Annotated in this window: 17 protein-coding genes and 1 pseudogene; 8 read left to right on the forward strand and 10 right to left on the reverse strand. The window is 74.4% G+C overall.

The annotated features are described in order from the left end of the window. Positions 1-76: 76 nt before the first annotated feature. Both IG74_RS47645 and IG74_RS0103840 read right to left on the reverse strand, forming a co-directional pair. Positions 77-871 (reverse strand): STAS domain-containing protein, encoded by a 795-nt coding sequence (locus IG74_RS47645; RefSeq protein ID WP_051854511.1) that lies wholly within the window; start codon positions 869-871, stop codon positions 77-79. 233 nt (positions 872-1,104) lie between these two features. Then, the gene (locus IG74_RS0103840) at positions 1,105-1,656 is read right to left on the reverse strand and encodes a GNAT family N-acetyltransferase (protein WP_030669560.1); all 552 of its coding nucleotides are present in this window, start codon (positions 1,654-1,656) and stop codon (positions 1,105-1,107) included. Positions 1,657-1,706: 50 nt separating this feature from the next. Here IG74_RS0103840 and IG74_RS0103845 point away from each other — a divergent pair, with 50 nt between their 5' ends. From IG74_RS0103845 to IG74_RS0103865, 4 genes are all read left to right on the forward strand, one after another. After that, complete coding sequence (locus tag IG74_RS0103845; RefSeq protein WP_199818771.1) at positions 1,707-2,306, forward strand: TetR/AcrR family transcriptional regulator; 600 nt, start codon at positions 1,707-1,709, stop codon at positions 2,304-2,306. 166 nt (positions 2,307-2,472) lie between these two features. Further along, entirely contained in the window at positions 2,473-3,762 is a 1,290-nt protein-coding gene (locus IG74_RS0103850; RefSeq protein ID WP_063761206.1) for a sensor histidine kinase, read from the forward strand. After that, positions 3,759-4,430, forward strand: coding sequence for a response regulator (locus tag IG74_RS0103855; RefSeq protein WP_030669569.1), 672 nt, complete (start codon positions 3,759-3,761; stop codon positions 4,428-4,430). The genes IG74_RS0103850 and IG74_RS0103855 overlap by 4 nt, the downstream gene beginning before the upstream one ends. Before the next feature lie 181 nt (positions 4,431-4,611). Then, positions 4,612-5,649, forward strand: coding sequence for an aldo/keto reductase (locus IG74_RS0103865; protein ID WP_030669573.1), 1,038 nt, complete (start codon positions 4,612-4,614; stop codon positions 5,647-5,649). A 313-nt stretch (positions 5,650-5,962) separates the two neighbouring features. On the opposite strand, the gene IG74_RS0103870 is transcribed toward IG74_RS0103865, so the two are convergent. Continuing rightward, positions 5,963-6,808, reverse strand: a complete 846-nt coding sequence (locus IG74_RS0103870) for a class I SAM-dependent methyltransferase (RefSeq protein WP_030669576.1) — start codon at positions 6,806-6,808, stop codon at positions 5,963-5,965. Positions 6,809-6,915: 107 nt separating this feature from the next. Between IG74_RS0103870 and IG74_RS0103875 the strand changes: the two genes are divergently transcribed. Next, positions 6,916-7,500 carry a TetR/AcrR family transcriptional regulator gene (locus tag IG74_RS0103875; protein WP_030669579.1) on the forward strand — a complete coding sequence of 195 codons (585 nt, stop codon included), beginning with the start codon at positions 6,916-6,918 and terminating at the stop codon, positions 7,498-7,500. Positions 7,501-7,525: 25 nt separating this feature from the next. Here IG74_RS0103875 and IG74_RS0103880 read toward each other — a convergent pair whose 3' ends face one another. From IG74_RS0103880 to IG74_RS49070, 3 genes and pseudogenes are all read right to left on the reverse strand, one after another. Continuing rightward, complete coding sequence (locus tag IG74_RS0103880) at positions 7,526-8,050, reverse strand: VOC family protein (RefSeq protein ID WP_030669582.1); 525 nt, start codon at positions 8,048-8,050, stop codon at positions 7,526-7,528. 244 nt (positions 8,051-8,294) lie between these two features. Then, positions 8,295-8,531: pseudogene (locus IG74_RS54615) on the reverse strand (SDR family NAD(P)-dependent oxidoreductase); the annotation flags it as partial. Positions 8,532-8,813: 282 nt separating this feature from the next. Continuing rightward, positions 8,814-10,655: a sensor histidine kinase gene (locus IG74_RS49070; protein ID WP_107058859.1), complete on the reverse strand. Its 1,842-nt coding sequence runs from the start codon at positions 10,653-10,655 to the stop codon at positions 8,814-8,816. A gap of 243 nt (positions 10,656-10,898) precedes the next feature. Between IG74_RS49070 and IG74_RS0103900 the strand changes: the two genes are divergently transcribed. Continuing rightward, positions 10,899-13,418 (forward strand): hypothetical protein, encoded by a 2,520-nt coding sequence (locus IG74_RS0103900; protein WP_030669591.1) that lies wholly within the window; start codon positions 10,899-10,901, stop codon positions 13,416-13,418. On the opposite strand, the gene IG74_RS0103905 is transcribed toward IG74_RS0103900, so the two are convergent. Beyond that, positions 13,419-13,967: a hypothetical protein gene (locus tag IG74_RS0103905; RefSeq protein WP_030669594.1), complete on the reverse strand. Its 549-nt coding sequence runs from the start codon at positions 13,965-13,967 to the stop codon at positions 13,419-13,421. Between the two features lie 233 nt (positions 13,968-14,200). On the opposite strand from IG74_RS0103905, the gene IG74_RS0103910 reads away from it, so the two are divergent. Continuing rightward, positions 14,201-14,779 (forward strand): hypothetical protein, encoded by a 579-nt coding sequence (locus IG74_RS0103910; protein WP_051854571.1) that lies wholly within the window; start codon positions 14,201-14,203, stop codon positions 14,777-14,779. Positions 14,780-14,787: 8 nt separating this feature from the next. On the opposite strand, the gene IG74_RS0103915 is transcribed toward IG74_RS0103910, so the two are convergent. After that, complete coding sequence (locus IG74_RS0103915; protein WP_030669600.1) at positions 14,788-17,112, reverse strand: collagenase; 2,325 nt, start codon at positions 17,110-17,112, stop codon at positions 14,788-14,790. 328 nt (positions 17,113-17,440) lie between these two features. Here IG74_RS0103915 and IG74_RS0103920 point away from each other — a divergent pair, with 328 nt between their 5' ends. After that, entirely contained in the window at positions 17,441-18,787 is a 1,347-nt protein-coding gene (locus IG74_RS0103920; RefSeq protein WP_030669602.1) for an aminopeptidase P family protein, read from the forward strand. A 52-nt stretch (positions 18,788-18,839) separates the two neighbouring features. On the opposite strand, the gene IG74_RS0103925 is transcribed toward IG74_RS0103920, so the two are convergent. Further along, entirely contained in the window at positions 18,840-19,307 is a 468-nt protein-coding gene (locus tag IG74_RS0103925) for a hypothetical protein (RefSeq protein ID WP_234334197.1), read from the reverse strand. A gap of 73 nt (positions 19,308-19,380) precedes the next feature. Further along, positions 19,381-20,040, reverse strand: a complete 660-nt coding sequence (locus IG74_RS0103930) for a class I SAM-dependent methyltransferase (RefSeq protein WP_030669605.1) — start codon at positions 20,038-20,040, stop codon at positions 19,381-19,383. Between the last annotated feature and the right edge of the window lie 65 nt (positions 20,041-20,105).

Here is a 20,105-nt window from a genome sequence, read left to right on the forward strand (position 1 = left end):
CGACCGTCCCGATCCGGCCAACCGGGCGCGCCCGCCTCGCCGTTGCCGTCCCCGCGACCGCCGGGGCGCCGCCCCGTCAGATCAGACAGGACGCGCGGGCCAGTCCCTCCAGGGCCTGGCGCCGGTCGTCCCGCCACACCACGGGCCCCTGATAGTGGACGGACACGACGCCGATCAGGGCGCCGGCGCGGGACAGGACCGGCACCGAGGCGACCGCGCCGACGTCGGCGTCCTGGAGGGCGTCGAGGGCCGGGGTGCCGAGGAAGACCGGCGAGTGCGCCACCTCGTCGACGAAGACCGGCTTGTGGTCCTGGGCGGCCACCCCGCAGGCGGTGTCCCGGTCGTCCACCGTCTCGAAGAACCTCAGGAACGGCTGGTGGAACCCCTGCTGCGCGATGATGCGCAGCGCTCCGACCGCGGGGTCGAGGAGCTGGGCGTTGCCCATCGGGGCGCCGGTGATCCGCAGGGCCACCGAGAGCGTCTCGGACAGCAGCGAGCAGCGCCTCCGGTGCTCGTGGGGTGCCAGCGATGCCGTACGCACGCCACGCACGAGCCGTGCCGCCTCCGCGCCCCCGCACATCTCCAGCGGGCGCAGCACCGCGCTGTGGGCCCGCGTCACCGTCAGGCCCCCGCCCGCGGCGGCGGCCTGGTGCTGGGCGTCCAGGAGGAGGTCGACTCCGGCGGCGCCGCAGAAGGTCACGCGGCTCAGGTCGAGCGCGACCAGGTCGCACGCCTCCCGTGCGCGGTCGAGGGTCCGGGCGAGCACCGAGGCCGAGGAGACGTCCAGCTCGCCGGCCACGCGGATGACGACCCGGCCGTCGACACGGACGACCGCGAGCCGCAGGCTCTCCGACGGCTGGGACCACTCCACGGCACCACCCCACTCCCCTGCCGACGCTCCGCCGTCGACCGCTCCGCCGTCGACCTCCGCGGGCCGTCAACGCTAGACCGGAAGCCTGCGCGTTCCCGCCCCTCCACCAACCCTTGCCCGAACCGTCATCGATACGGACAAGGCCGGTCGGCGGGGCTCGGTTCCGTGACCGGAGCGGACCGGTTCTGACAGCCGGGGTGGCGGCTGGGGGCGGTGGCTGCGGCGGCGGCCGGTCACGCGCTCCGGGTGCGCCACTCCGAGGCGAGGACCGCCCACTGGTGGGCGTCGTAGCGCGTGCCCTCGTACGGCCACGACTCGCGGCGCACGCCTTCCTGCGTCATGCCGAGCCGCTTGGCCACCGCGGCGCTGCGCTCGTTGTCCGCCCGGCAGACCCACTCCGCGCGGTGCAGGCCCCGGACGCCGAACGCCCAGTCGAGGAGCGTCCCGCAGGCCTGGGTGATCAGGCCGTGCCCCTCGCCCGCGGGCTCCAGCCAGCAGCCGACCTCGCACGCGCCCGACGCGGCGTCGAAGCTCACGAACATCACGCCGCCGACCAGCGTGCCCGCGCGCCAGATGCCGTAGAGGCGGGCCCCGTCCGCGGCCTGCCGCTCGGCGTACCGGCGCAGCGTGGCCCGAGCGCCGTCGAGGTCGTCGGTGACGAAGGCCGCCCCGACCCACGGCCGGATGTGCTCGCGGGCCCGGTCCAGATGGGCGGCGAACTCCTCGGCGTGCCACGGCTCGAGCGGGCACAGGCGGACGTCGTCCCGCAGCTGGAGGGCGAACATGAAGACCTCGCATTCACACAACACTCGTTATGACTATGTACCGTAGCAGCATGCCACGCACCAAGGGAGATCACGAAGCCCGCCGCCGCGACGTGTCCGAGGCGGTCTGGCGGGTGCTCGCCGCGCACGGCTTCCACGGCCTGACCCTGCGCGCCGTCGCCGCCGAGCTCGGCGCGACCACCGGCCTGCTCACCCACTACTTCCCGGCCAAGCGCGACCTGGTCGCGCACGCCCTCGACCTGCTCGACCGGCGCAGCGCAGCGCGCCCCCGGCGCGCCGGGGGCGCGGGCCTGTCGGCCGTGCGGGCCGCGCTCCTCGACGTGCTGCCGCTGACCGCGGAGGCGACCGACAGCAACCGCATCTGGGTGTCCTCCTGGGACACCGCGCTCGCCGACCCCGGCCTGAGCGACGAGTACGCCCGCAAGTACGCGCGCAGCCGGGACAAGCTGCGCGGGCTGGTCGCCGCGGCGCAGGACCTCGGCGAGCTGCCCGCCGGTGACCCCGCGCGCGTCGCCGCGGGTGCGCAGTCCTTCGTGCTCGGCCTGGTGGTGCAGGCCCTGTTCGCCCCGGCGGCGTTCTCGCCGCAGCACCAGGTCGAGCTCCTGGACGACTACCTCGCCGGGCTCGCCGCGGGGCCTTCCGCGGGCTAGGGGCGCGCTCCCGAAGCCGTGGACCCGTCCCTCTGCGGAGCTACGGACGACATGGCCCCCTGGCGGGACGCCGGGCCGGGGTGCGGCCCCGTAGCCTCCCTTCCGGGTGCGCCGACAGCCGTGCTCCCGCCCACCCCTCGCACGGTGACCACCGAGGACGCCCGCCATGACCCGTCATCACCCCCCGCACGAGCCGACCGCCCCGACGACGCCCCGGCCCACGGTCCGCGGGCTGCGCGACGACCTGCTCTCCGCGCGCCCCATGCCGCTGCCGCCCTGGTCCTGGCCGCGCGGTCTGCGGTGGCTGCCCCACACCCTGGTCGTCCTCGCGGCCGTCGCGGTGGCGGCGACCGGCGCCGACCTCCCCGCCCGGCTCCTGGCCGTCGCGCACGCGGCCTGCTGGCCGCTCGCGCTGCGCCGCCCCGTGCCCGCGTGGTGGCTGTCGACGGCGTTCTTCGTGGTCATCGCCGTCGCGCATCCGCCCACGCCCGCCAACGAGGTGTGGACCTGGACCGTGCAGGCCGGGGTGCTCTTCCTGCTCGCGCTGCGGGTCCGGCCGGCGTCGGCGGTGGTGGCGGCGGGCACCGGCGCCGTGACCGGGGCGGCGCTGAAGCTGACCGGCGCCGCCGTCGGTTCGTGGGACCTCGTGCTCTTCGGCCTCGCGCTGTTCGCCGTGGCGGTGCTGGTCGGCGGGGTGGCCCGGGGGCGCAGGGAGGACCGGGCCCGGCTCACCGCGCAGATCGCCGCCACCGCGCAGGAGCGTGCCGTACGCACCGTCCTGGAGGAGCGCGCCCGGATCGCCCGCGAGCTGCACGACGTCGTCGCCCACCACATGTCGCTCATCTCCATCCAGGCCGACGCGGCGCCCTACCGCGTCCCCGACCCGCCGCCGGAGCTCGCCGCCGAGTTCGCCTCGATCCGCGCCAACGCCCTGGAGGGCCTCGCCGAACTGCGGCACCTGCTGGGCCTGCTGCGCGCCGACGCCCCCGGCGAGAGCACGGCCGCCACCGCCCCGCAGCCCTCCCTCGCCGAACTCGACACCCTCCTCGCGAACGTGCGCGCGGCGGGGCTCACCGTCACCGCGCGCGTCGACGGCGACCGCAGGCCGCTGCCGCCGGGGGTGGAGCTCTCGGCGTACCGCATCGTCCAGGAGGCGCTCAGCAACACCCTGCGCCACGCCCCCGGCGCCGGGGCGGACGTCGAACTGGTCTACGCGCCGACCGCCTTGCGGCTGCGCGTCACCAACGGGCCCGCCGACCGGGCCGCCGCCCCCGCGCCCGGCAGCGGCCACGGCCTCACCGGCATGCGCGAGCGTGCTGCGATGCTGGAGGGCGACGTCGCCACCGGGCCGCTGCCGGACGGAGGCTGGGAGGTCACCGCCGTCCTGCCGGTGCGCCGCGCCCCGCACCTCCTCCCCGGCCCGGCCCCCACCACGGACAAGGACTCCCCCGCATGACGATCCGCGTGCTGATCGCCGACGACCAGGCCATGGTGCGTGAGGCCTTCTCCGTCCTGCTCGGCGTCCAGCAGGACCTCGACGTCGTGGCCGCGGTCGAGGACGGCGCCGCGGCGGTGGCCCGCGCCGCGGAACTGCGGCCCGACGTCGTCGTGATGGACATCCGCATGCCCGGCCTCGACGGCATCGAGGCGACCCGCCGCATCACCGCCGACCCCGCCTCACGGACGAAGGTCCTGGTCCTGACGACCTTCAACCTCGACGAGTACGTGTACGAGGCGCTGCGCGCCGGGGCGAGCGGCTTCCTCCTCAAGGACGCCTCCGGCCTCGAACTCGCCGACGGCATCAGGGTGGTGGCCCGCGGCGAGGCCCTCCTCTCCCCGGCGCTCACCAAGCGGCTCATCACGGAGTTCGCCCGCATCGGCCCGGCCGCGAAGCGGCCCACCGGCGTGGCCGTCGACCGGCTCACCGCACGCGAGACCGAAGTCCTCGTGCAGGTCGCCCAGGGCCTGTCCAACGCGGAGATCGCCACGGCCCTCACCGTCGCCGAGGAGACCGTCAAGACACACGTCGGCCGCATCCTGCACAAACTGGCCCTGCGCGACCGCACCCAGGCCGCCGTCTTCGCCTACGAGTCGGGCCTCGTCACCCCGGGCACCACGACCTGACGCCCGGACGCAAAGCGCTTGCTTCGAGTGCACTCGAACGCTTTAGCGTGATCGGCATGACGGTGATCGACACGGGCGTGACCGGCACGGGCGTGACCGGCACGAGGGTGGCCGACACCGTCGCCGAAACCGACTTCTCCGCGGGCGCCCGCCGTGCGCCGGAAGGGGCCTGAGCGCCACCATGAACACCTCCATCGAATCCGTCGAACCGATCGGCACGGTCCGCCTCGGCACCGGCGGCCCCCTCGTCGGCGTCCAGGGCTTCGGCGCCATGGGCATCAGCTCCGCCTACGGGCGGACGGACGACGCGGCGGCCCGCGACACCCTGGCGGCGACCGTCGAGGCGGGCGTCACCCTCATCGACACCGCCGACATGTACGGCACCGGCGCCAACGAGGAGTTCCTCGCGCCGTTCGTCGCCGCGCATCGCGACGACATCACCTTGGCCACCAAGTTCGGCATCCAGACCCGCGCCGACGACCCCGCGCACCGGACCGTCCGCAACGAACCCGCGTACATCCGGGAGGCCGTCGAGGGCAGTCTGCGCCGCCTGGGCGTCGACGTCATCGACCTGTACTACATGCACCGCAGGGACCCCGTGGTGCCGCTCGCCGAGTCCGTCGGCGCCATGGCCGACCTGGTGCGGCAGGGCAAGGTCAAGCACCTCGGCCTGAGCGAGGTCACCGGTGCCGAGCTGCGCGAGGCGCACGCCGTGCACCCGATCACCGCCGTGCAGTCGGAGTGGTCGGTCTTCAGCCGGGACGTCGAGTACAGCGTGGTGGGCGCGGCCGCCGAGCTCGGGGTCGCCTTCGTGCCGTACTCGCCGCTCGGCCGCGGCTTCCTGACGGGCGCCTTCACCGACGCCGGCACCGAGCTGTCAAGAGACGACTTCCGTCAGTCGATGCCGCGCCTGACCGGCGCCAACGCCACGGCGAACGCCGCGCTCCTGGCGCCGCTGCGCGACATCGCGGCCGGCCGCGGCGCCACCACCGCGCAGATCGCCCTGGCCTGGGTGCAGCAGCGGGCCCGCGTGCACGGCCTCGCGGTGGTGCCGATCCCCGGCACCCGCAAGCGCGGCCGCCTCCTGGAGAACGCGGCGGCCACCAGGATCACGCTGACCGCCGAGGAACTCGCCCTCTTGGAGCCGATCGCGGACCAGGTGGCGGGCGACCGCTACCCGGACATGTCCCTGACCTCCGCGGCACGGGAGACCCCATGACCGCCTGAGGCTCGGGCAGCGGGTCTTTCGCTACGCCTCCACGGAGACGCGCAGTCGGCGGCGCGAGCCGCCCCGGCGACGGTTCCGGGTCGCCCACGCACGGATACGGCACGCTGCCACCGGCCTGTACCTGACGGCGGAGACGACCGGGCCCGAGGCCTGTCCCGCCCCAGGAACCCGCGTTCGACGACTTCTCCCGCCCCGCCTGGTACCGGCAGGAGCGCGAAGGCGACCTGGCCGCCTTCACCGAGGGCTCCGAGGGCCCGGGCAGGGTCCGCAGGAACCTGTGGCAGAGCGGTGGCGGCAGACCCGGTCAGGCCTGTCGGCGGGCGGTCAGAAGCCAGCCGGTGCCGTGCAGTCGCAGCCCGTCAGGGGTCTCGTGCCGTCGGAGTCGCTCGGTGAGGCGGGTGCGGGCGAGGGCCCGCGTGGCGGTGTCGGCCTGCTCCAGCAGATGGCGGCCCGGGCCCGAGTCGAGCATGAAGCGGGCCGCGTCCTCGGCGTCGCGGCCCCAGGTCCCGTACGCCTGGACGCGTGCGGCCCGTGCGTCGTGGAACCCGGCCGCGGTGAGCAGCCCCGTCGCGGTGTCGGCGTCGGCCAGGGAGAACATGCCGGGCCCGCCGGGCGCGCCGAACCCCCGCATCGGCAGGATGTCGTCGAGTGCGCCGAAGGCCCCCAGCCACTGGGTGCTCTCGGGTGCGGCGGCGCTGAGGAAGACGATCCGGCCGCCGGGCCGCAGCGCGCGGGCGATGTTGGTGAACGCGGCGACCGGGTCGGTGAAGAACATGATGCCGAAGCGGCTGATCGCCACGTCGAAGGCGTCGGGGGCGAGGGGGTGGACCTGGGCGTCGCCGTGTTCGAAGGAGACGTTGGCGATGCCCTCGTCCGCCGCCCGCGCCCGGGCGCGCTCCAGCATGGGCCCGGAGAGGTCGAGGCCGAGCGCGCGTCCCGGCCCGACGGCGCGGGCGGCGAGCCGGGTGGTGGCTCCGGCCCCGCAGCCGACGTCCAGGACGTGTTCACCGGGCCGCAGGGCGGCAGTGTCGAGCAGCGGCCGGTCGAAGCCGCCGTTGACGGCGTTCCAGCGGTCCTGGTTGGCGGCCCAGTGGGCGCCCTCGTAGCCGTTCCATGCCTGTGCCTGGGCGGTGTTGGCGATGCCGTGCATGCGAGATGACCTCCAGCGGTGGAGCCGGGCACCCTAGAATGGGCGAGTGCCCAAATAGTATGGGCGCACGCCCATACTGGCAATCGCCTTGTCCTGGGAGGGACTTGATGTCACCGCGCGGAGTCGCGATCCCCGATCTGCGAGAGCGGCTGTTCGACGCCGCGGAACGCGTGCTCGCCCGGTCCGGCGCGGCCGCCCTGACCAGCCGGGCGGTCACGGAGGAGGCGGGCTGCGCCAAGGGCGTCCTGCACACGCACTTCGCGGGCCTCGACCAGTTCATCGCCGAGCTCTGCCTGGACCGCTTCGCCCGCGCCGCGGCGCGGGCCGAGGGGCTGCCCGGCCGGGCGGGCACGGCGACCGTGCCCGACAACCTCGCCGCCGTGGCCGCGGCGGTCCTCGCCCTGGACCCCGCGGTCGTGGAACTGGCCGTGACCCGCCCGGCCGCCGCCCAGCGCATCCGCGCGGCCTGGCGGGCGGGCGCCCCCGGCTTCGGCGCGGTCCAGCAGTCGATCGACGCGTACCTCCGCGAGGAGCAGCGCCTCGAGCGCGCCCCTCAGCACCTGGACACGGCGTCCGTCGCCCTCGCCCTGGTCGGGACCCTGCACCACCTGCTGATGACGGGGTGGATGGGCACGCCGGACCCGCAGGGCGAGGTGGAGCGGCTCATCCGGACCCTGGTGGGCGGGGCCTGATATACGAGTCCCGAGGCCGGGCCGGTCAGTCGTTCGGGCGCAGCGGCGGGCTCGCCAAGCCCTGCTCGCGGCCGCTGAGTTCGGCGTCCAGGGTCTCCTGCGCGACCCGCATCGCCTCGGCGTACTTCGGCTCGGACATGCGCTGCCAGGCCTCGTCCGGCGCGACCTCCTCCTGGCGGCTGACCACCCACCAGATGTTGCCGAAGGGGTCGCGCACCCTGCCGCCGCGGTCGCCCCAGGCGCCGTCGGAGACCTCGGTGACGACCCGCCCGCCGTGGGCGACGGCGGCGGCCACGGCGGCGTCCGCGTCAGGGACGTACACCCGCAGGAGCGAGGGCATCACCGGCCAGTCGGGCCGCCGGTCGAAGGCCAGCACGACCGTGTCGCCGACCCGGATCTCGCCGTGGCCGATGGTGCCGTCCTCGACCGGCACCCGGGCGAGTTCCTGCCCGTCGAACGCGGCGGCGACGAAGTCGAGCAGTGCGCCGGTGTCGTCGGTGACCACCCAGGGCGCGACGTTGGTGTACCCCTCGGGTGCGGTGCGGTTCATCGGTCTCGTCCTTTCGTAGCGACTTGCCGTCGAAGCGGCTTGCCGCGCCACGGCGCTTTCCGTTCCTTGCGACGTCCTGACGGTAGAGGCCGTATAGGTCAGTTCACGGCCTAATTGAGCCTGGACCTCGGCGAAGCAAGCAGGGGAAGGCGCCGGGATCGACGCCGGCCCGGACCGGTGGCCGGGCGGGCGTGAGGGAGTCCAGCGCGCCGCCGGGGTGGACCACCACGCTCGACACCGTGCGGTCCAACCGTGCGGCTCGCACCCGCGCACCGGCGACACGCCCGCGCATCAGGCAGTGGCGGCCTCGGCCTTCGCGAGATTCCGGCTGCCGCGTGCCGACGGTCGCTCCGGTTGCCGACAACTGCTCCGCTACGAAGTACCCGATGCCCGCGTTGCCACCGGTGACCAGGAAGACGCGCCCGTCGGCACGCCGCAGCCTTCGGACGCTCCAGGGCGGGGCGGAGAATCCGGACGACATGACGGGAGTCCCTTGCCGGTGAGGAGGGCTGCGGCTGCTGGCCGGACGGCACGGCGCAGCGCGGCACGGCACGGCACGGCACGGCACCCACGGTCGCAGCGGCCACCGACATATCGCCGACTGGCCACCGGAAGCCCTGTCGGACGGCCGACACTCCACCCGCGCCGACCCGCCGGGCAGGCCTAGGGCAGCCGGGCGGCGTCCATCGCGTCCAGCAGGTCCCGCAGTCCGGCGAGCGCCCCGCGGGCCGCGTCCGTCATCCCGGCCAGTGCCGAGCGGCGGTCATCGGGCGCGGCGAGGCCCGCTTCGGCGCGGCGGACGAGTCGCGCGGTGTGTTCGACGACCGTGCCGTGCAGGCCCGTGGCGACGCGGTGGCGCTCGTCGGTCACCGCGTCGCCGACGCGCGCGGCCATCGCGTCGAGCACGCGTCGCTCCCAGCGTCCGCCGTCGCCCCTGCGGGCGCGGGTGAGCAGGCCGAGCGCCCAGACGGGCAGCAGCCACGGCACCGCCATCAGACCGAGGGCCGCGAGCAGCGCCACGGTGCCGGGGCCCGCCGACTCGGCCGGGTCGCTCGCCACCGCGAGCCCCAGTACCGCGCCGCCGACAACGCCGACCGCGACCGGCGCGGGCCAGGTCGCGCGCGGGACCGTAGGCGCCCACCGCGTGCAGCCCGGCCAGCTCCACCGCCCACGCGAAGGCGAGGGCCGCGAGCCAGGCGAAGGGCAGCGCGCCCGCGACCGTGGCCACCGCCCAGACCAGGGACACGGCGAGCGGCGCCGCGAGAGCCGTCGCGGGAGCCCGGCGGCGCAGCAGCAAGGGGGCCGCGTGGGTCGCCAACAGTGCGCCGAGCACGCACAGTTCGCCAAGTTTCGGCGGCGGCACGACCGCGAGCAGCGGAAGCGCCGTACACGCCGTGGCCAGCGCCACGTCCGCCGCCCTCGGCCACCAGGTGCGCGGCGCCCGCGTCGGCAGGGTCGCGGTGACGGTCCAGCCGCCGCGCTCCCCCGGGCCCGCGGTCAGCCGCCCGCCCACGGCCGCGGCCCGTTCCGTGAGGTTCGCGAGCCCCCGCCCTGTGCCGAGACCGCTGCCCGGTGCCCCGGGCTCGCGCGCGAGGCCGTTCGTCGCGGTGACCGTCACGTGGCCGAAGCCGTACCGGACGTGGACGACGACCGGCGCTCCGGCGGCGTACCGCATCGCGTTGGTCAGGGACTCCTGGACGACGCGGTACGCGGTCACGCGGACGGCGGGCGGCAGGGCGCGGGGGCGGCCGCGGACGTCGAGGGTGACGGGCACGCCGAGGCGTTCCAGGCCCGCGCACAGCGGCGGCAGGACCTCGTGCAGGGCCCCTTCGCCCGGCTCGTCGGCGACCACGGTGACGAGTTCGCCGAGGGCGGCCAGGACGTCACGGCCCACCGCGGCGCCGTGGGCGAGGGCCTCGTCGGCCAGTTCGGGGCGGGTGTCCGCGAGCCGCAGCGCGGTCGCGCCCTGGACGGCGATGGCGGTGAGGTGGTGTCCGGCGGTGTCGTGCAGGTCGCGGGCGAGTCGTTCGCGTTCGGCGTCGGCCGCGGCCCGGCGTTCGCCGTCCATGTCGGCGAGGCGGGCGACGAGGCGGGCGCGGCGGTCCTCGCGGTGGGCGCGCAGGCGCCCGCACAGCACGATCACGAGGTGCAGCAGGGCGCCCGCGAGCAGCTCGTCGAGAAGTGGCCCTGTCGCGTCACCGCCCGTCCCCTGCAAGGGAGTTGACGCGGTGGCGAGCGCGGCCGCGGACAGCGCGACCCGCGCGGGGCGCCGCACGGACAGCGAGAACAGCGCGACCCAGACCGCGCCGGGCAGCGCGGGCGTCAGCGCGGCCTCCGGCAGCAGCGCCCGGGTCGTCGCGTCGGCCGTGAGCACCGCGCAGAACACCGGCAGCGGTGCCGCCGCCCGCCGCAGCAGGGCCGCCGCCGACACGAGCACCGCGAGGAATCCGAGAGCCGACGGCCAGGCCCCGGCACGGTCCGCGCCGAGGACGGCGCCCAGAACCGCCGCGATCACGTGTCCGGTGAGGAGCAGCGCGGGGACCGCCGCGTCGGCGACGCCGGGTCCGCCCCTCCCTGGCCCCTGCCGGACCACCGCGTCGGCCACGCCTGACCCGCCCTTCACTGGACGCCGTCGAACCGCCGCGTCGGCGACACCCGGCCCGCCCCTCGCTGATCCCCGTCGAGCCACCCCGTCGGCGACACCCGGCCCCCCGATCCCCGTCCCACGCCGCGACCCTACCCGCGCGCCTCTCCACCCCTGGGTGGAGAAGGCACCGGCCAACAGGTCGGTGCCGAGCCCCTGCCCGCGCAGGACGCGCCCCCGCACCGGCCGCGGTGTGCTGGAGCCATGAGCATCGACCGACGCACCGCCGTCACGGGAGGCATCGCCGCAGGGCTCGCCCTGGCGACCGCCTCCGCCGTGACCCGCGCGACCGCAGCGGCCCCTGCGCCGAAGGGCGCACCGAAGAAGGGGGTGATCACCGTCCCGGGTGAGTCCCCGGCCCGCACGACCATCCCCGTCGCCCGCGACCCCAGGGCTTCGGGCGGCGCCTACCTGGCCCTGGGCACCGCCGATTCACCGCCCGCGCGCGGCGGCTGGTACGCCACGTACACCGTGGACGTCCCGGCCGCCGGGCCGTACCGCCTGACGGCGGTGGTCTCCGTGCCCGTGGAGCAGCCGCACGCCGAGCAGCCGGGCTCCTGCCTCCGGCTGACCGTCAACGACGCCGCGCCGATCCCGCTCGTCCACTCCCAGCCCCACTGGTACGAGTCCCCGAAGGCGTGGGGCGAGCTGTCCCGGGCCGTGCTGGGCGACGTCGAGCTGCGCCGCGGCGCCAACACCCTCACGTTCACCGTCGCGGGCCCGACCGTCCTGGACGCGTACACCGGATACCGGTTCCTCCTGGACGAGTTCACCCTCACCCCGGTGCCGGTCGCGCTGCGCGCCGTGCGCGTACGGGAGCGCGCGGGGGATCCGGTGGACAACCTCGGCCACTACCGCGACGACGAGCGCGCGACCCTCGCCTTCGAGCTGAACGCGGCGGCGCCGGAGCCGCTGAGCGTCTCCTACCGCCTGCTCGACCACTCCTCGAAGGAGGTGGCCTCCGGCTCCGTGCGCGTCCCGGCGGGCGCCACCGGTGCCGCGCTCCCCCTGCCCGCGCTGCCGCCCGGCGCCTACCGCGCCGTCGCGGCCCTCGGTTCGGCCCCGAAGGCCACGGTCACCGGGCGCTTCGCGCGCCTTCCGGAGCAGCGGCCGGTGCGGGGCCCGGCGAACCGCTTCGGCGTCAACGTCGCCACCTACGCCCTCGTGCCGCCCGCGCGGCTGCCCGCGCTCGCCTCGGCCCTCGCGGCCCTGGGCGTCGGCCACGTCCGCGACGGCGGCTCCTGGCCCGCCGTGCAGCGCGCCCGGCACGCCCCGTTCGCCGGGGAGCCGTACGAGACCGCGCTCGCCGCCTTCCAGGACCACGGCCTGAAGGTCACCGAGGTCGTCTCGCCGCCGCCCGACTGGGCGTTGACGCAGACCTCCGTGCCGCTGCCCGCCGACCTGCGCGACGCCTACCGCTACGCGGCCCATCTGGCGGGGCGCGGCGGTCGCGCGGCGGCCGACGCGCTCCAGCTGTCGAACGAGCCGGACGTGGACGCCACCGCGAGCACCGGCGACCAGCACGCCGCGTACGTCAAGGCGGCGGCGCTCGGCATCGCCGACCAGCCGGACGCGCCCCCGGTGGTGCTTCCGGGCATCGCCCAGGAGGGCGTGTTCCAGGAGCTGATGCTCCGCAACGACGTGGTGCGGTACGCCGACGTGTGGAGCTTCCACGGCTATCCGCCGCTCGACGACACCGACCCCGAGCCGTCGTCGGCGCCGGAGGAGCAGCAGGAGCTGCGGCGGCGGTTCGGGGTGCCGGGCCGCGAGGCGGCGATGTGGATGACGGAGTGCGGGGCGTTCCTGCCCGCCGTGCCGGGCGGCGACCCCGCGTACGCCACGCAGCGCACCCAGGCCCGCTATCTGGTGATGTCCACGGTGGAGAGCCTGGCCGCGGGCACGGACCGGCAGTTCTGGTTCTGCGGGCCGCCGTGCACGGACGACGGCGTGTCGTTCGCGCTGTTCAGCCGGGCCTTCCAGCCGCTGCCCGCGTTCAGCGCGTACGCGGCGCTCACCGCGCTGCTCGGCGAGGCGAACTTCGCGGGCCTGCTGGCGGAGTTGCTGCCGCGCGCGGCCGGTTTCGTCTTCGCGGACGGCGCGGGCCGGACCGTGACGGTGGTGTGCGCGCCCCGGGCGAGGTCCGTGGACGTGCCGGTGCCGGACGGGCCGACGCGCGTGTACGACATCATGGGCGCGCCCCGGGGCACACCGCCCCGGTCGCGGCGGGGAACGGTCCGGGTGAAGGCGTCCCGCGACCCGCTCTACCTGGTGACCGACGCACCCCCCGAGCGGCGTCCCAAGCCGCCCGCGGGAGACGGCCGCACACGGACGCGGCCGCTGTCCCCTGCCGAACACATCGTCCTCGACCAGCGGTTCGCGGCGGCCGAATCGGCACCGAACAAGGCCGACGGCGACGCCGAACCGCCGCTCGGCTACCGCCTGGGCGGGACGACCCGTATGCACCTGGCCGTCTACAACTTCAACCCCACGGCGCGGACGGTCACCCTCACCGCGCGCCCGCCCGCCGGCTGGTCGGTGACGCCCCGCCGCGTGACGGAGGTCCGGGTGCCCGCGCGCGGACGCGTACGGGTCCCCTTCACGGTGACGGCGGGCGCGCGGGTGACCACCGGAGTGGACCACCCGCTGACCTTCGAGGCCCGCCTCGGCGACGAGCAGGTGCCGCCGTCGGTGTCACTCGTCCAACGGCGGCCCCGAAGCGGGTGACTAGCGCAGGCCGGTCTGGCTGCGGCCGTCGAGCTTGCCGTTGGTGAAGGAGAACGAGGCCACGCCGTACGTCGACTTCTGCTCACACGTGTAGATCGCCGACTTCGCGCCCTTGGCCTCGGAGTCGACGTAGCGCACGCAGACGCCCTTGCCCGCGATGGAGTGCATCTGGGCGATGGTCTTGCCCTTGGTGATCTTCTTGTACTTGGCCTTCGTCATCTTGCCGTTGGACTCCTTGCCGTCCAGACCGGCCTGCGACTTGATCTCCAGCTTGCCGTTGCCGAAGAAGAAGTCCGCCGTGCTGTACCGCTTGTTGCCCTTGCACGTGTACGTCTTGCTGGAGTAGCCCGGGAAGCTGTCGCTCGCGGTCTTCTTGCAAGCGCCCTTGCCGGCGACGGCGTGCAGCTTGGCGATGCTCGCGCCCAGCTTCACCTTGTCGTACTCGGCGCGCGTGATGGTGCCCGTGCCCGCGGCCTGCGCGGTCGGCGCCAGGGCGGCGGTGAGAGCGGTGGCGAGCAGACCGGCGGTGACCAGGCTCTTGCGCGACATGCGGATTCCTCATTCTTGCGCGGAAAACGGCAGGGCTGAGGGACGTCACGAAGGCGCAGCCCCCCACCCTTCGAACAAAGCGAAGTATAGGGAGACGTCGATCTTCTTTTCGAAGACTTTCGACGGATGACCGCTCATACTGGGTGACAAGCACCACACCGCACACGGAGCCTCATGTGCTGAGCCCCGACCCGGCCCTGGAGCGCGTCTGGTACGTCTCCTACGGCTCGAACATGCACCTCGACCGCCTCATGGCGTACATCGCGGGCGGCAGGCCCCCTGGCTCGTCCCGGGACCACCCCGGCTGCCGCGACCGGCGGCCGCCGGAGGTCTCGCGTGCCGTGGAGCTGCCGGGCGCCCTGTACTTCGCGACGGAGTCGGCGCTGTGGACGGGCGGGCGGGCCTTCTACGACGCGGACGCCGAAGGACTCCTGTACGCCCGGGCCCACCTGGTGACCCGCGGGCAGTTCTCCGACATCGCCGCGCAGGAGATGTACCGCAGCCCCGGCACGGACCTCGATCTGACGGCGGCGGTCCGGGACGGGCGGGCCCGCCTCGGCGACGGTCGCTACGAGACGCTGGTGTGCCCTGGGCTGCTCGACGGGCTGCCGCTGCTGACCTTCACGGCGCCCTGGCGGCTCGCGGACGTGGCCCTCAACCCGCCCGCGGGCGCGTATCTGCGGCACCTGGGTGCGGGCCTGCTGGAGACGGCGGCCTGGGGTGAGGCCGCCGTCTCCGCCTACCTCGCGGCCCGCCCGGGCGCCCTGGGTCACTGGACGGCCGAGCGGGTCGCGCGGCTGCTCGCGCGCTGACCTGTGGATCAGCCGCGCAGCGGGCCCTCGCAGCGGAAGTCGGACGTACCGCCGCGCCCGTCGGTCCAGATGTCCACGGCACCGAACGAGCAGTTCATGTCGGTGAGGTTGTTGTCACCGCCCTTGGCCCGATCGAGGATGAAGTAGTCGACCGTCTCGGACATGTCCTTGTAGACCACGTCCTCGTCCTGGGAGTCGGTGAGGCGGGCCGTGATCCGGCCCGTGCAGGCGAAGCGCGGGCGGTCCTGCGAGCCGCCTGCCGCGCACTCCGGGGTGAAGCCCGTCGTCGCCTTGATGGAGTCGCGGATCTGGGTCGCCGAGGTGTCGCGCAACTCGCTCACCGGAACGTACTTGGTGTCGGGCACGAACAGGTCGTTGACCTTGGCGATCTGCTCGTCGAGGAAGGCGTCGTACTCGGACTGGATGTGCGTGTCCTTGCCGAGCCGGTCGCGCCAGGCGTCGAAGGCCGCCGGGTCGTCCTTGCGCAGCAGGCCGTACATCTCCTGGAGCAGGGCGGGGTGCTCGGTCCACAGGTACTCGAAGAACGTGCCCGCGTAGTTGTAGAAGCGGAAGCCGTCGCCGTCGTAGGTGGCGTGCAGGAGCTGGTTGACGCTCATCCGCGGGCCGCCGTTCGCCGTGTCGGCGATGATGCCCTTGACCAGGGACTTGCGGACCTTGATGCCGTCGTCGCGGGTGGCGCCGTCGAAGAACTCCGCGGTGCCCTCGTCCATCGCCGTGGTGCGGTCGCCCTGGTACCAGGGGCCCTCGCCGAAGGATCCGGGCACCGCCCAGCGGCCGTTGAGGTAGTGCGTGTACTCGTGCCGGAACAGCTCTTCGAGGGTGAGCGAGGAGTCCTGGGGGACGCGGCGCTGGTAGGTGTAGAAGGTGGCGCCCTTCTCGATGTACATGCCGCCGTTGTCGGTGCTCAGACCGGTCAGGAGCGGCTGGAAGTTCTCGTACTCGGCGCGCGAGGAGTACAGGACCACCCGCAGGCTGGAGTTGGTGTCGCCCTTGAGCGGCTCCTGGGTGCCGACCACGCGGTGGAACTGCGCCTTGACCTGCTGGCTCGCGTAGTAGAGCTGGTCGACGGTGGCGCGGTCGAGCGCGTGCCGCACCACGATCCCGTCCGTCCCCTGCTTGCCGTAGCTGTACGTCTGCGGGAACAGCTTCTTCTCGATGTCCTCGCGGCACACCTTGTACGGCGCGCAGGCCTCGAACTCGACGAGCCAGGTGGCGACCTTCGCCCACGGCGCGCTGAAGTCGCCGAACGTGCGGGCGGTGACGTCGAGGAGCCCGCCGAGCCCGGAGACGATCTCGGTGCGCACCGCCTCGACCTGGCCCATGCGGCCGTACTCCAGGAGGGCGTCGCGCGCCACCCAGGCGTTGTCCGTGCCCTTCAGATGGGCGTGGCCCGCGAAGGCCTTGAAGGCGGCGCGGTAGGAGGGGTCGGCGGCGACGGCGGCGTGGAAGGCGGTGTCCCGGTTGCCGGGGTAGACGCCCAGGTAGTTCAGGGAGAGCGCGGCGAGCACCGAGCCGGCCCAGGAGCGGTCCTTGTAGGTGTCCGGGCGGTTGGCGTCCATGGTCTTCAGGACCCGCTTGACGAGCGGCAGTTGGTGCTGGCGCAGGCCCGGCGCGCTCGCCGCGTAGAGGGCCTCGCGGAGCGTCTCGGCGTTCGTGCCGGTCACGTCGAAGGTGCGGGCCGCCGTGCCGAAGGCGTCGATGGCCGCCCGCATGGCCGCGACCGTCGGCGCGTCGGTGACGTCGATCTCGTCGCGGGAGAAGTCGTGGTACGCCACCGCGTGCAGATAGGTGAACATCTCCAGGAGGTGGCTGCCGTTCTTGCCGTCGTGGCTCGCGGCGAGCGCGCCGATGCGCCGGGATACGGCCTGCACGTGCGCGTCGGACATCACCGGGGCGAGGCGCCGGTCCCAGGTCCAGATCAGCGAGCGCAGACAGCCGTCGGCGGTGACGGCCCGGTCGGCGAGGAAGTCGGCCAGGCCCTCCGGGGAGAGGCGGGTGAGGTCGTCGAGCGTGCACCCGGCGGCCGCGGTCCGGTGCTTGGGCTTGGGCGTACGGGGGCCGGGGACGCGGCCGTCGGTGAGGCCGCCCGGGGCGGGGAGCCGCCGGGCCTCGGGCTTGGGCGCCTTGGCCAGGCGGTCGGCCCGGTCGTGCGGGTCGGGCGCTGCGGGCCCCGGTCGCGCGGCGGCCTGCCGTGTCGCGTCGGACGGGGCGGACGGGGTGTCCGCCTGCCCGAGCGGGGCGGCGGTCACGCAGAGGGTCACCGCTGTCGCGGCGGTGAGCAGGGATCTGCGCAGGGTTCTCGAAGGAAACACAGAGAGCTCCCAGGGTGGGGGTCATGGGAAAGCACGTGGGGCAGCGGTGGAATTGACACCAACTGCCCGCTGAATAGCGGTACTTGACGCCGGAGTCCCATTCGAACTCCTGACGCCATGTGACGCGTAACGTAGTAATGTGAAATTGCACTGACAAGGGGTCAGGCGCTCCGTTATCCAGCTGTGTCCCAGCCGGCCCGCCCGCCAGGAGCGTGCGGGACCGGCCCGCGACCGAGGAGGATCACCCGTGTCCGAACCCACGACCGACACCCCTGACCAGCCCGGCACCGCCGCTCCCGCCCGGCCCGCGGCAGGCGCCCCGCGGGCCCTGGGGACGGTCAGCCACGACCTGCCCGTCTCCCCTGAGTTCGCGCGGTTCATGGCGGGCGACTGGGAGCCGAGCCCGCTCCCCGGCGACCTCCGCCTCACGGCCGCCGACGTCACCCCGGCCCGCCGGGCACGCCTTTCCGCCCGCTTCCCCGGGGAGCGACTCGTCGTCCCCGCAGGGGAGTTGCGGGTCCGCTCCAACGACTGCGACTACCGCTTCCGGCCGCACAGCGCGTACGCGTGGCTCACCGGCCTGACCGGCGAGGAGCAGGCCGGGCACGTCCTCGTTCTGGAGCCGGACGGACCGCAGGGGCACGAGGCGGTCCTGTACGTGCGGCCCCGCTCGCCGCGCGCCGACGGCGGCTTCTACCGCGACCGGCGCTACGGCGAGTTCTGGGTCGGCCGCCGCCCCGACCTGGCGGAGGCCGAGCGCATGACCGGCGTCCGCTGCGCCCACCTGGACGACGTCGGCAAGCTCCCGCCGGGGCGCGACGCGTCGACGGACGCCGAACTCGCCACCGTCCTGAGCGAGCTGAGACTCGTCAAGGACGCCTGGGAGGTGGCCCAGCTGCAACAGGCCGTCGACCACACGACGGCCGGGTTCGAGGACGTGGTCCGCGCCCTGCCGCGCGCCCTGCGCCATCCGCGCGGCGAACGCTGGATCGAGGGCGTCTTCGGCCTGCGCGCCCGCGCGGAGGGCAACGGCACCGGCTACGAGACCATCGCCGCCTCCGGCGCCCACGCCTGCGTCCTGCACTGGATCCGCAACGACGGCCCCCTGGACGCACGGGAGCTGCTCCTCCTGGACGCGGGCGTGGAGACCGACACCCTCTACACCGCCGACATCACCCGCACGCTGCCCCTCTCCGGGCGCTTCTCGCCCGTCCAGCGGCAGGTGTACGAACTCGTGCTCGCCGCCCAGGACGCGGGCATCGCCGCGCTGCGGCCGGGGGCGCGCTTCCGGGACTTCCACCGGGCCGCGATGCGGGTGATCTCCGAGGGCCTCGCCGAGTGGGGCGTCCTCAAGAGCCCCGAGGGCGACTTCCACCGCCGCTACACCCTGTGCAGCAGCGGCCACATGCTCGGGATCGACCTGCACGACTGCGCCCAGGCGCGGACCGAGGTCTATCTGGACGGCGTCCTCGAGGAAGGCCAGGTCCTGACCGTCGAACCCGGCCTCTACCTCCAGCCGGACGACGAGACCCTGCCGCCCGAACTGCGCGGCATCGGCGTCCGCATCGAGGACGACCTGGTCGTCACGGCGGAGGGCGCCCGGCTCATGTCCGGTGACCTGCCGCGCGGGCCGGACGAGGTGGAGACGTGGATGGGGAACCTCATGGAGGGCTGAGCGGGCCATCCCCCCAGGGCCCCTCCCGCGGATTCGAGGCCGAGCGGCGGACTCAGGCGTAGTAGGTGGCGAACGATCCGACCCACCAGGCCGCCAGCGGCAGGACGCACACCTGCACGCCGGCCGTGATCCAGCACCGGCACAGGGCGGCGATCCCGAACGTCCACCATGCCGTCGTGCGCAGCAGGCCCACCACCCCGGCCTGATATCCCTGCCCGGTGGGATCCATCATGCCGGGGTGGCCCATCCAGTCCTCGGTGAAGACGCCGTCCGATCCGAACACGACGGCGGCCGACACGAGCCACAGGTCGGCCAGGAGGGCCAGCACGGCAAGCGTCTTGTCGAAGCGCAGGTACGCGGGCGTCGGCACCAGCAGCCGCACGGCCGCGTGCCCCTGGTCGCGCACCCAGTCCTGCGACCGGATGCGCACCAGCACGACCGCGGCGTACACCAGCGCGACGACGACGGCTGCCCATCCCCCCATGAAGAACAGCCCGAAGAACAGCATCCCTGCACTCATGGTGGGTCAGATGTCATCCGGCGCAGAGCGGTTCCAGGTGAGCCGGGCGGCACACCGGTGGCCGCGCGGCCGTCTACGGGGTCCTTCCGGCGGGGGCGTCGTAGACCAGGCTGTAGCGCCAGAACAGGCGGCGCCGGATCCGGGCGCCGGGCAGTTCCCGCGCGGCCGCGGCGCGGATGTCACCCAGGGTTTCCCGCGGGTCGGCGGTGGGTGCCGTCATGTGCGGGGGCAGCGCGTCGGCGCGGGCCGGATGCCTGATCAGCCCCATGAGCGGATTCAGGAGCGCGGCGGGCAGGGTGGCGAGCAGGTCGACGGGCCCGGACTCCCGGTAGCAGCCGACGATCACGAGGCGCCCGCCCGGAGCGAGACAGCCGCGCAGCTCCCGCAGGGTGGCCGTCAGCGGCAGGTGGTGCAGGACGGCGACCAGGGTGACGGCGTCGTAACGCCGCTGCGGATCGCGCCCGTCGAAGCCGGCCTCGACGACCGTGACCGCGGGATCGCCGGCGAAGCGCTCCGCCGCGGCGCGCGCCGTCCCGGGATCGGGTTCGAGCCCGGTGACGGTGGCGGCCCGACGGCGCAGCAGCGAGGCGAGGTTCCCCGTTCCGCACCCGACGTCGAGGACGTGGCGGGCCCCGGACGCGGCCACCCGGTCCGCGATCCAGCGGCCGTAGTGGTCGTTGTGGCTCCAGGGATGCCGCTGGTTGAAACGGTGGAGGTGGGAGAGCAGCGCCATGGGGCCACGGTAAGTGAGCCTCTCCGGATCGCGGCCTCGCAGGGATCACCGGCGCTCTGGAGCCG

The organism is Streptomyces sp. NRRL B-1347 (assembly GCF_000720325.1).
GTDB lineage: Bacteria > Actinomycetota > Actinomycetes > Streptomycetales > Streptomycetaceae > Streptomyces.

Coding starts and splice junctions, on each gene's coding strand:
- IG74_RS0103840 (WP_030669560.1), bottom strand. CDS start 1,656: ATGTTCGCCCTCCAGCTGCGGGACGACGTCCGCCTGTGCCCGCTCGAG.
- IG74_RS0103845 (WP_199818771.1), top strand. CDS start 1,707: ATGCCACGCACCAAGGGAGATCACGAAGCCCGCCGCCGCGACGTGTCC.
- IG74_RS0103850 (WP_063761206.1), top strand. CDS start 2,473: ATGACCCGTCATCACCCCCCGCACGAGCCGACCGCCCCGACGACGCCC.
- IG74_RS0103855 (WP_030669569.1), top strand. CDS start 3,759: ATGACGATCCGCGTGCTGATCGCCGACGACCAGGCCATGGTGCGTGAG.
- IG74_RS0103865 (WP_030669573.1), top strand. CDS start 4,612: ATGAACACCTCCATCGAATCCGTCGAACCGATCGGCACGGTCCGCCTC.
- IG74_RS0103870 (WP_030669576.1), bottom strand. CDS start 6,808: ATGCACGGCATCGCCAACACCGCCCAGGCACAGGCATGGAACGGCTAC.
- IG74_RS0103875 (WP_030669579.1), top strand. CDS start 6,916: ATGTCACCGCGCGGAGTCGCGATCCCCGATCTGCGAGAGCGGCTGTTC.
- IG74_RS0103880 (WP_030669582.1), bottom strand. CDS start 8,050: ATGAACCGCACCGCACCCGAGGGGTACACCAACGTCGCGCCCTGGGTG.
- IG74_RS0103900 (WP_030669591.1), top strand. CDS start 10,899: ATGAGCATCGACCGACGCACCGCCGTCACGGGAGGCATCGCCGCAGGG.
- IG74_RS0103905 (WP_030669594.1), bottom strand. CDS start 13,967: ATGTCGCGCAAGAGCCTGGTCACCGCCGGTCTGCTCGCCACCGCTCTC.
- IG74_RS0103910 (WP_051854571.1), top strand. CDS start 14,201: ATGCACCTCGACCGCCTCATGGCGTACATCGCGGGCGGCAGGCCCCCT.
- IG74_RS0103925 (WP_234334197.1), bottom strand. CDS start 19,307: ATGAGTGCAGGGATGCTGTTCTTCGGGCTGTTCTTCATGGGGGGATGG.
- IG74_RS0103930 (WP_030669605.1), bottom strand. CDS start 20,040: ATGGCGCTGCTCTCCCACCTCCACCGTTTCAACCAGCGGCATCCCTGG.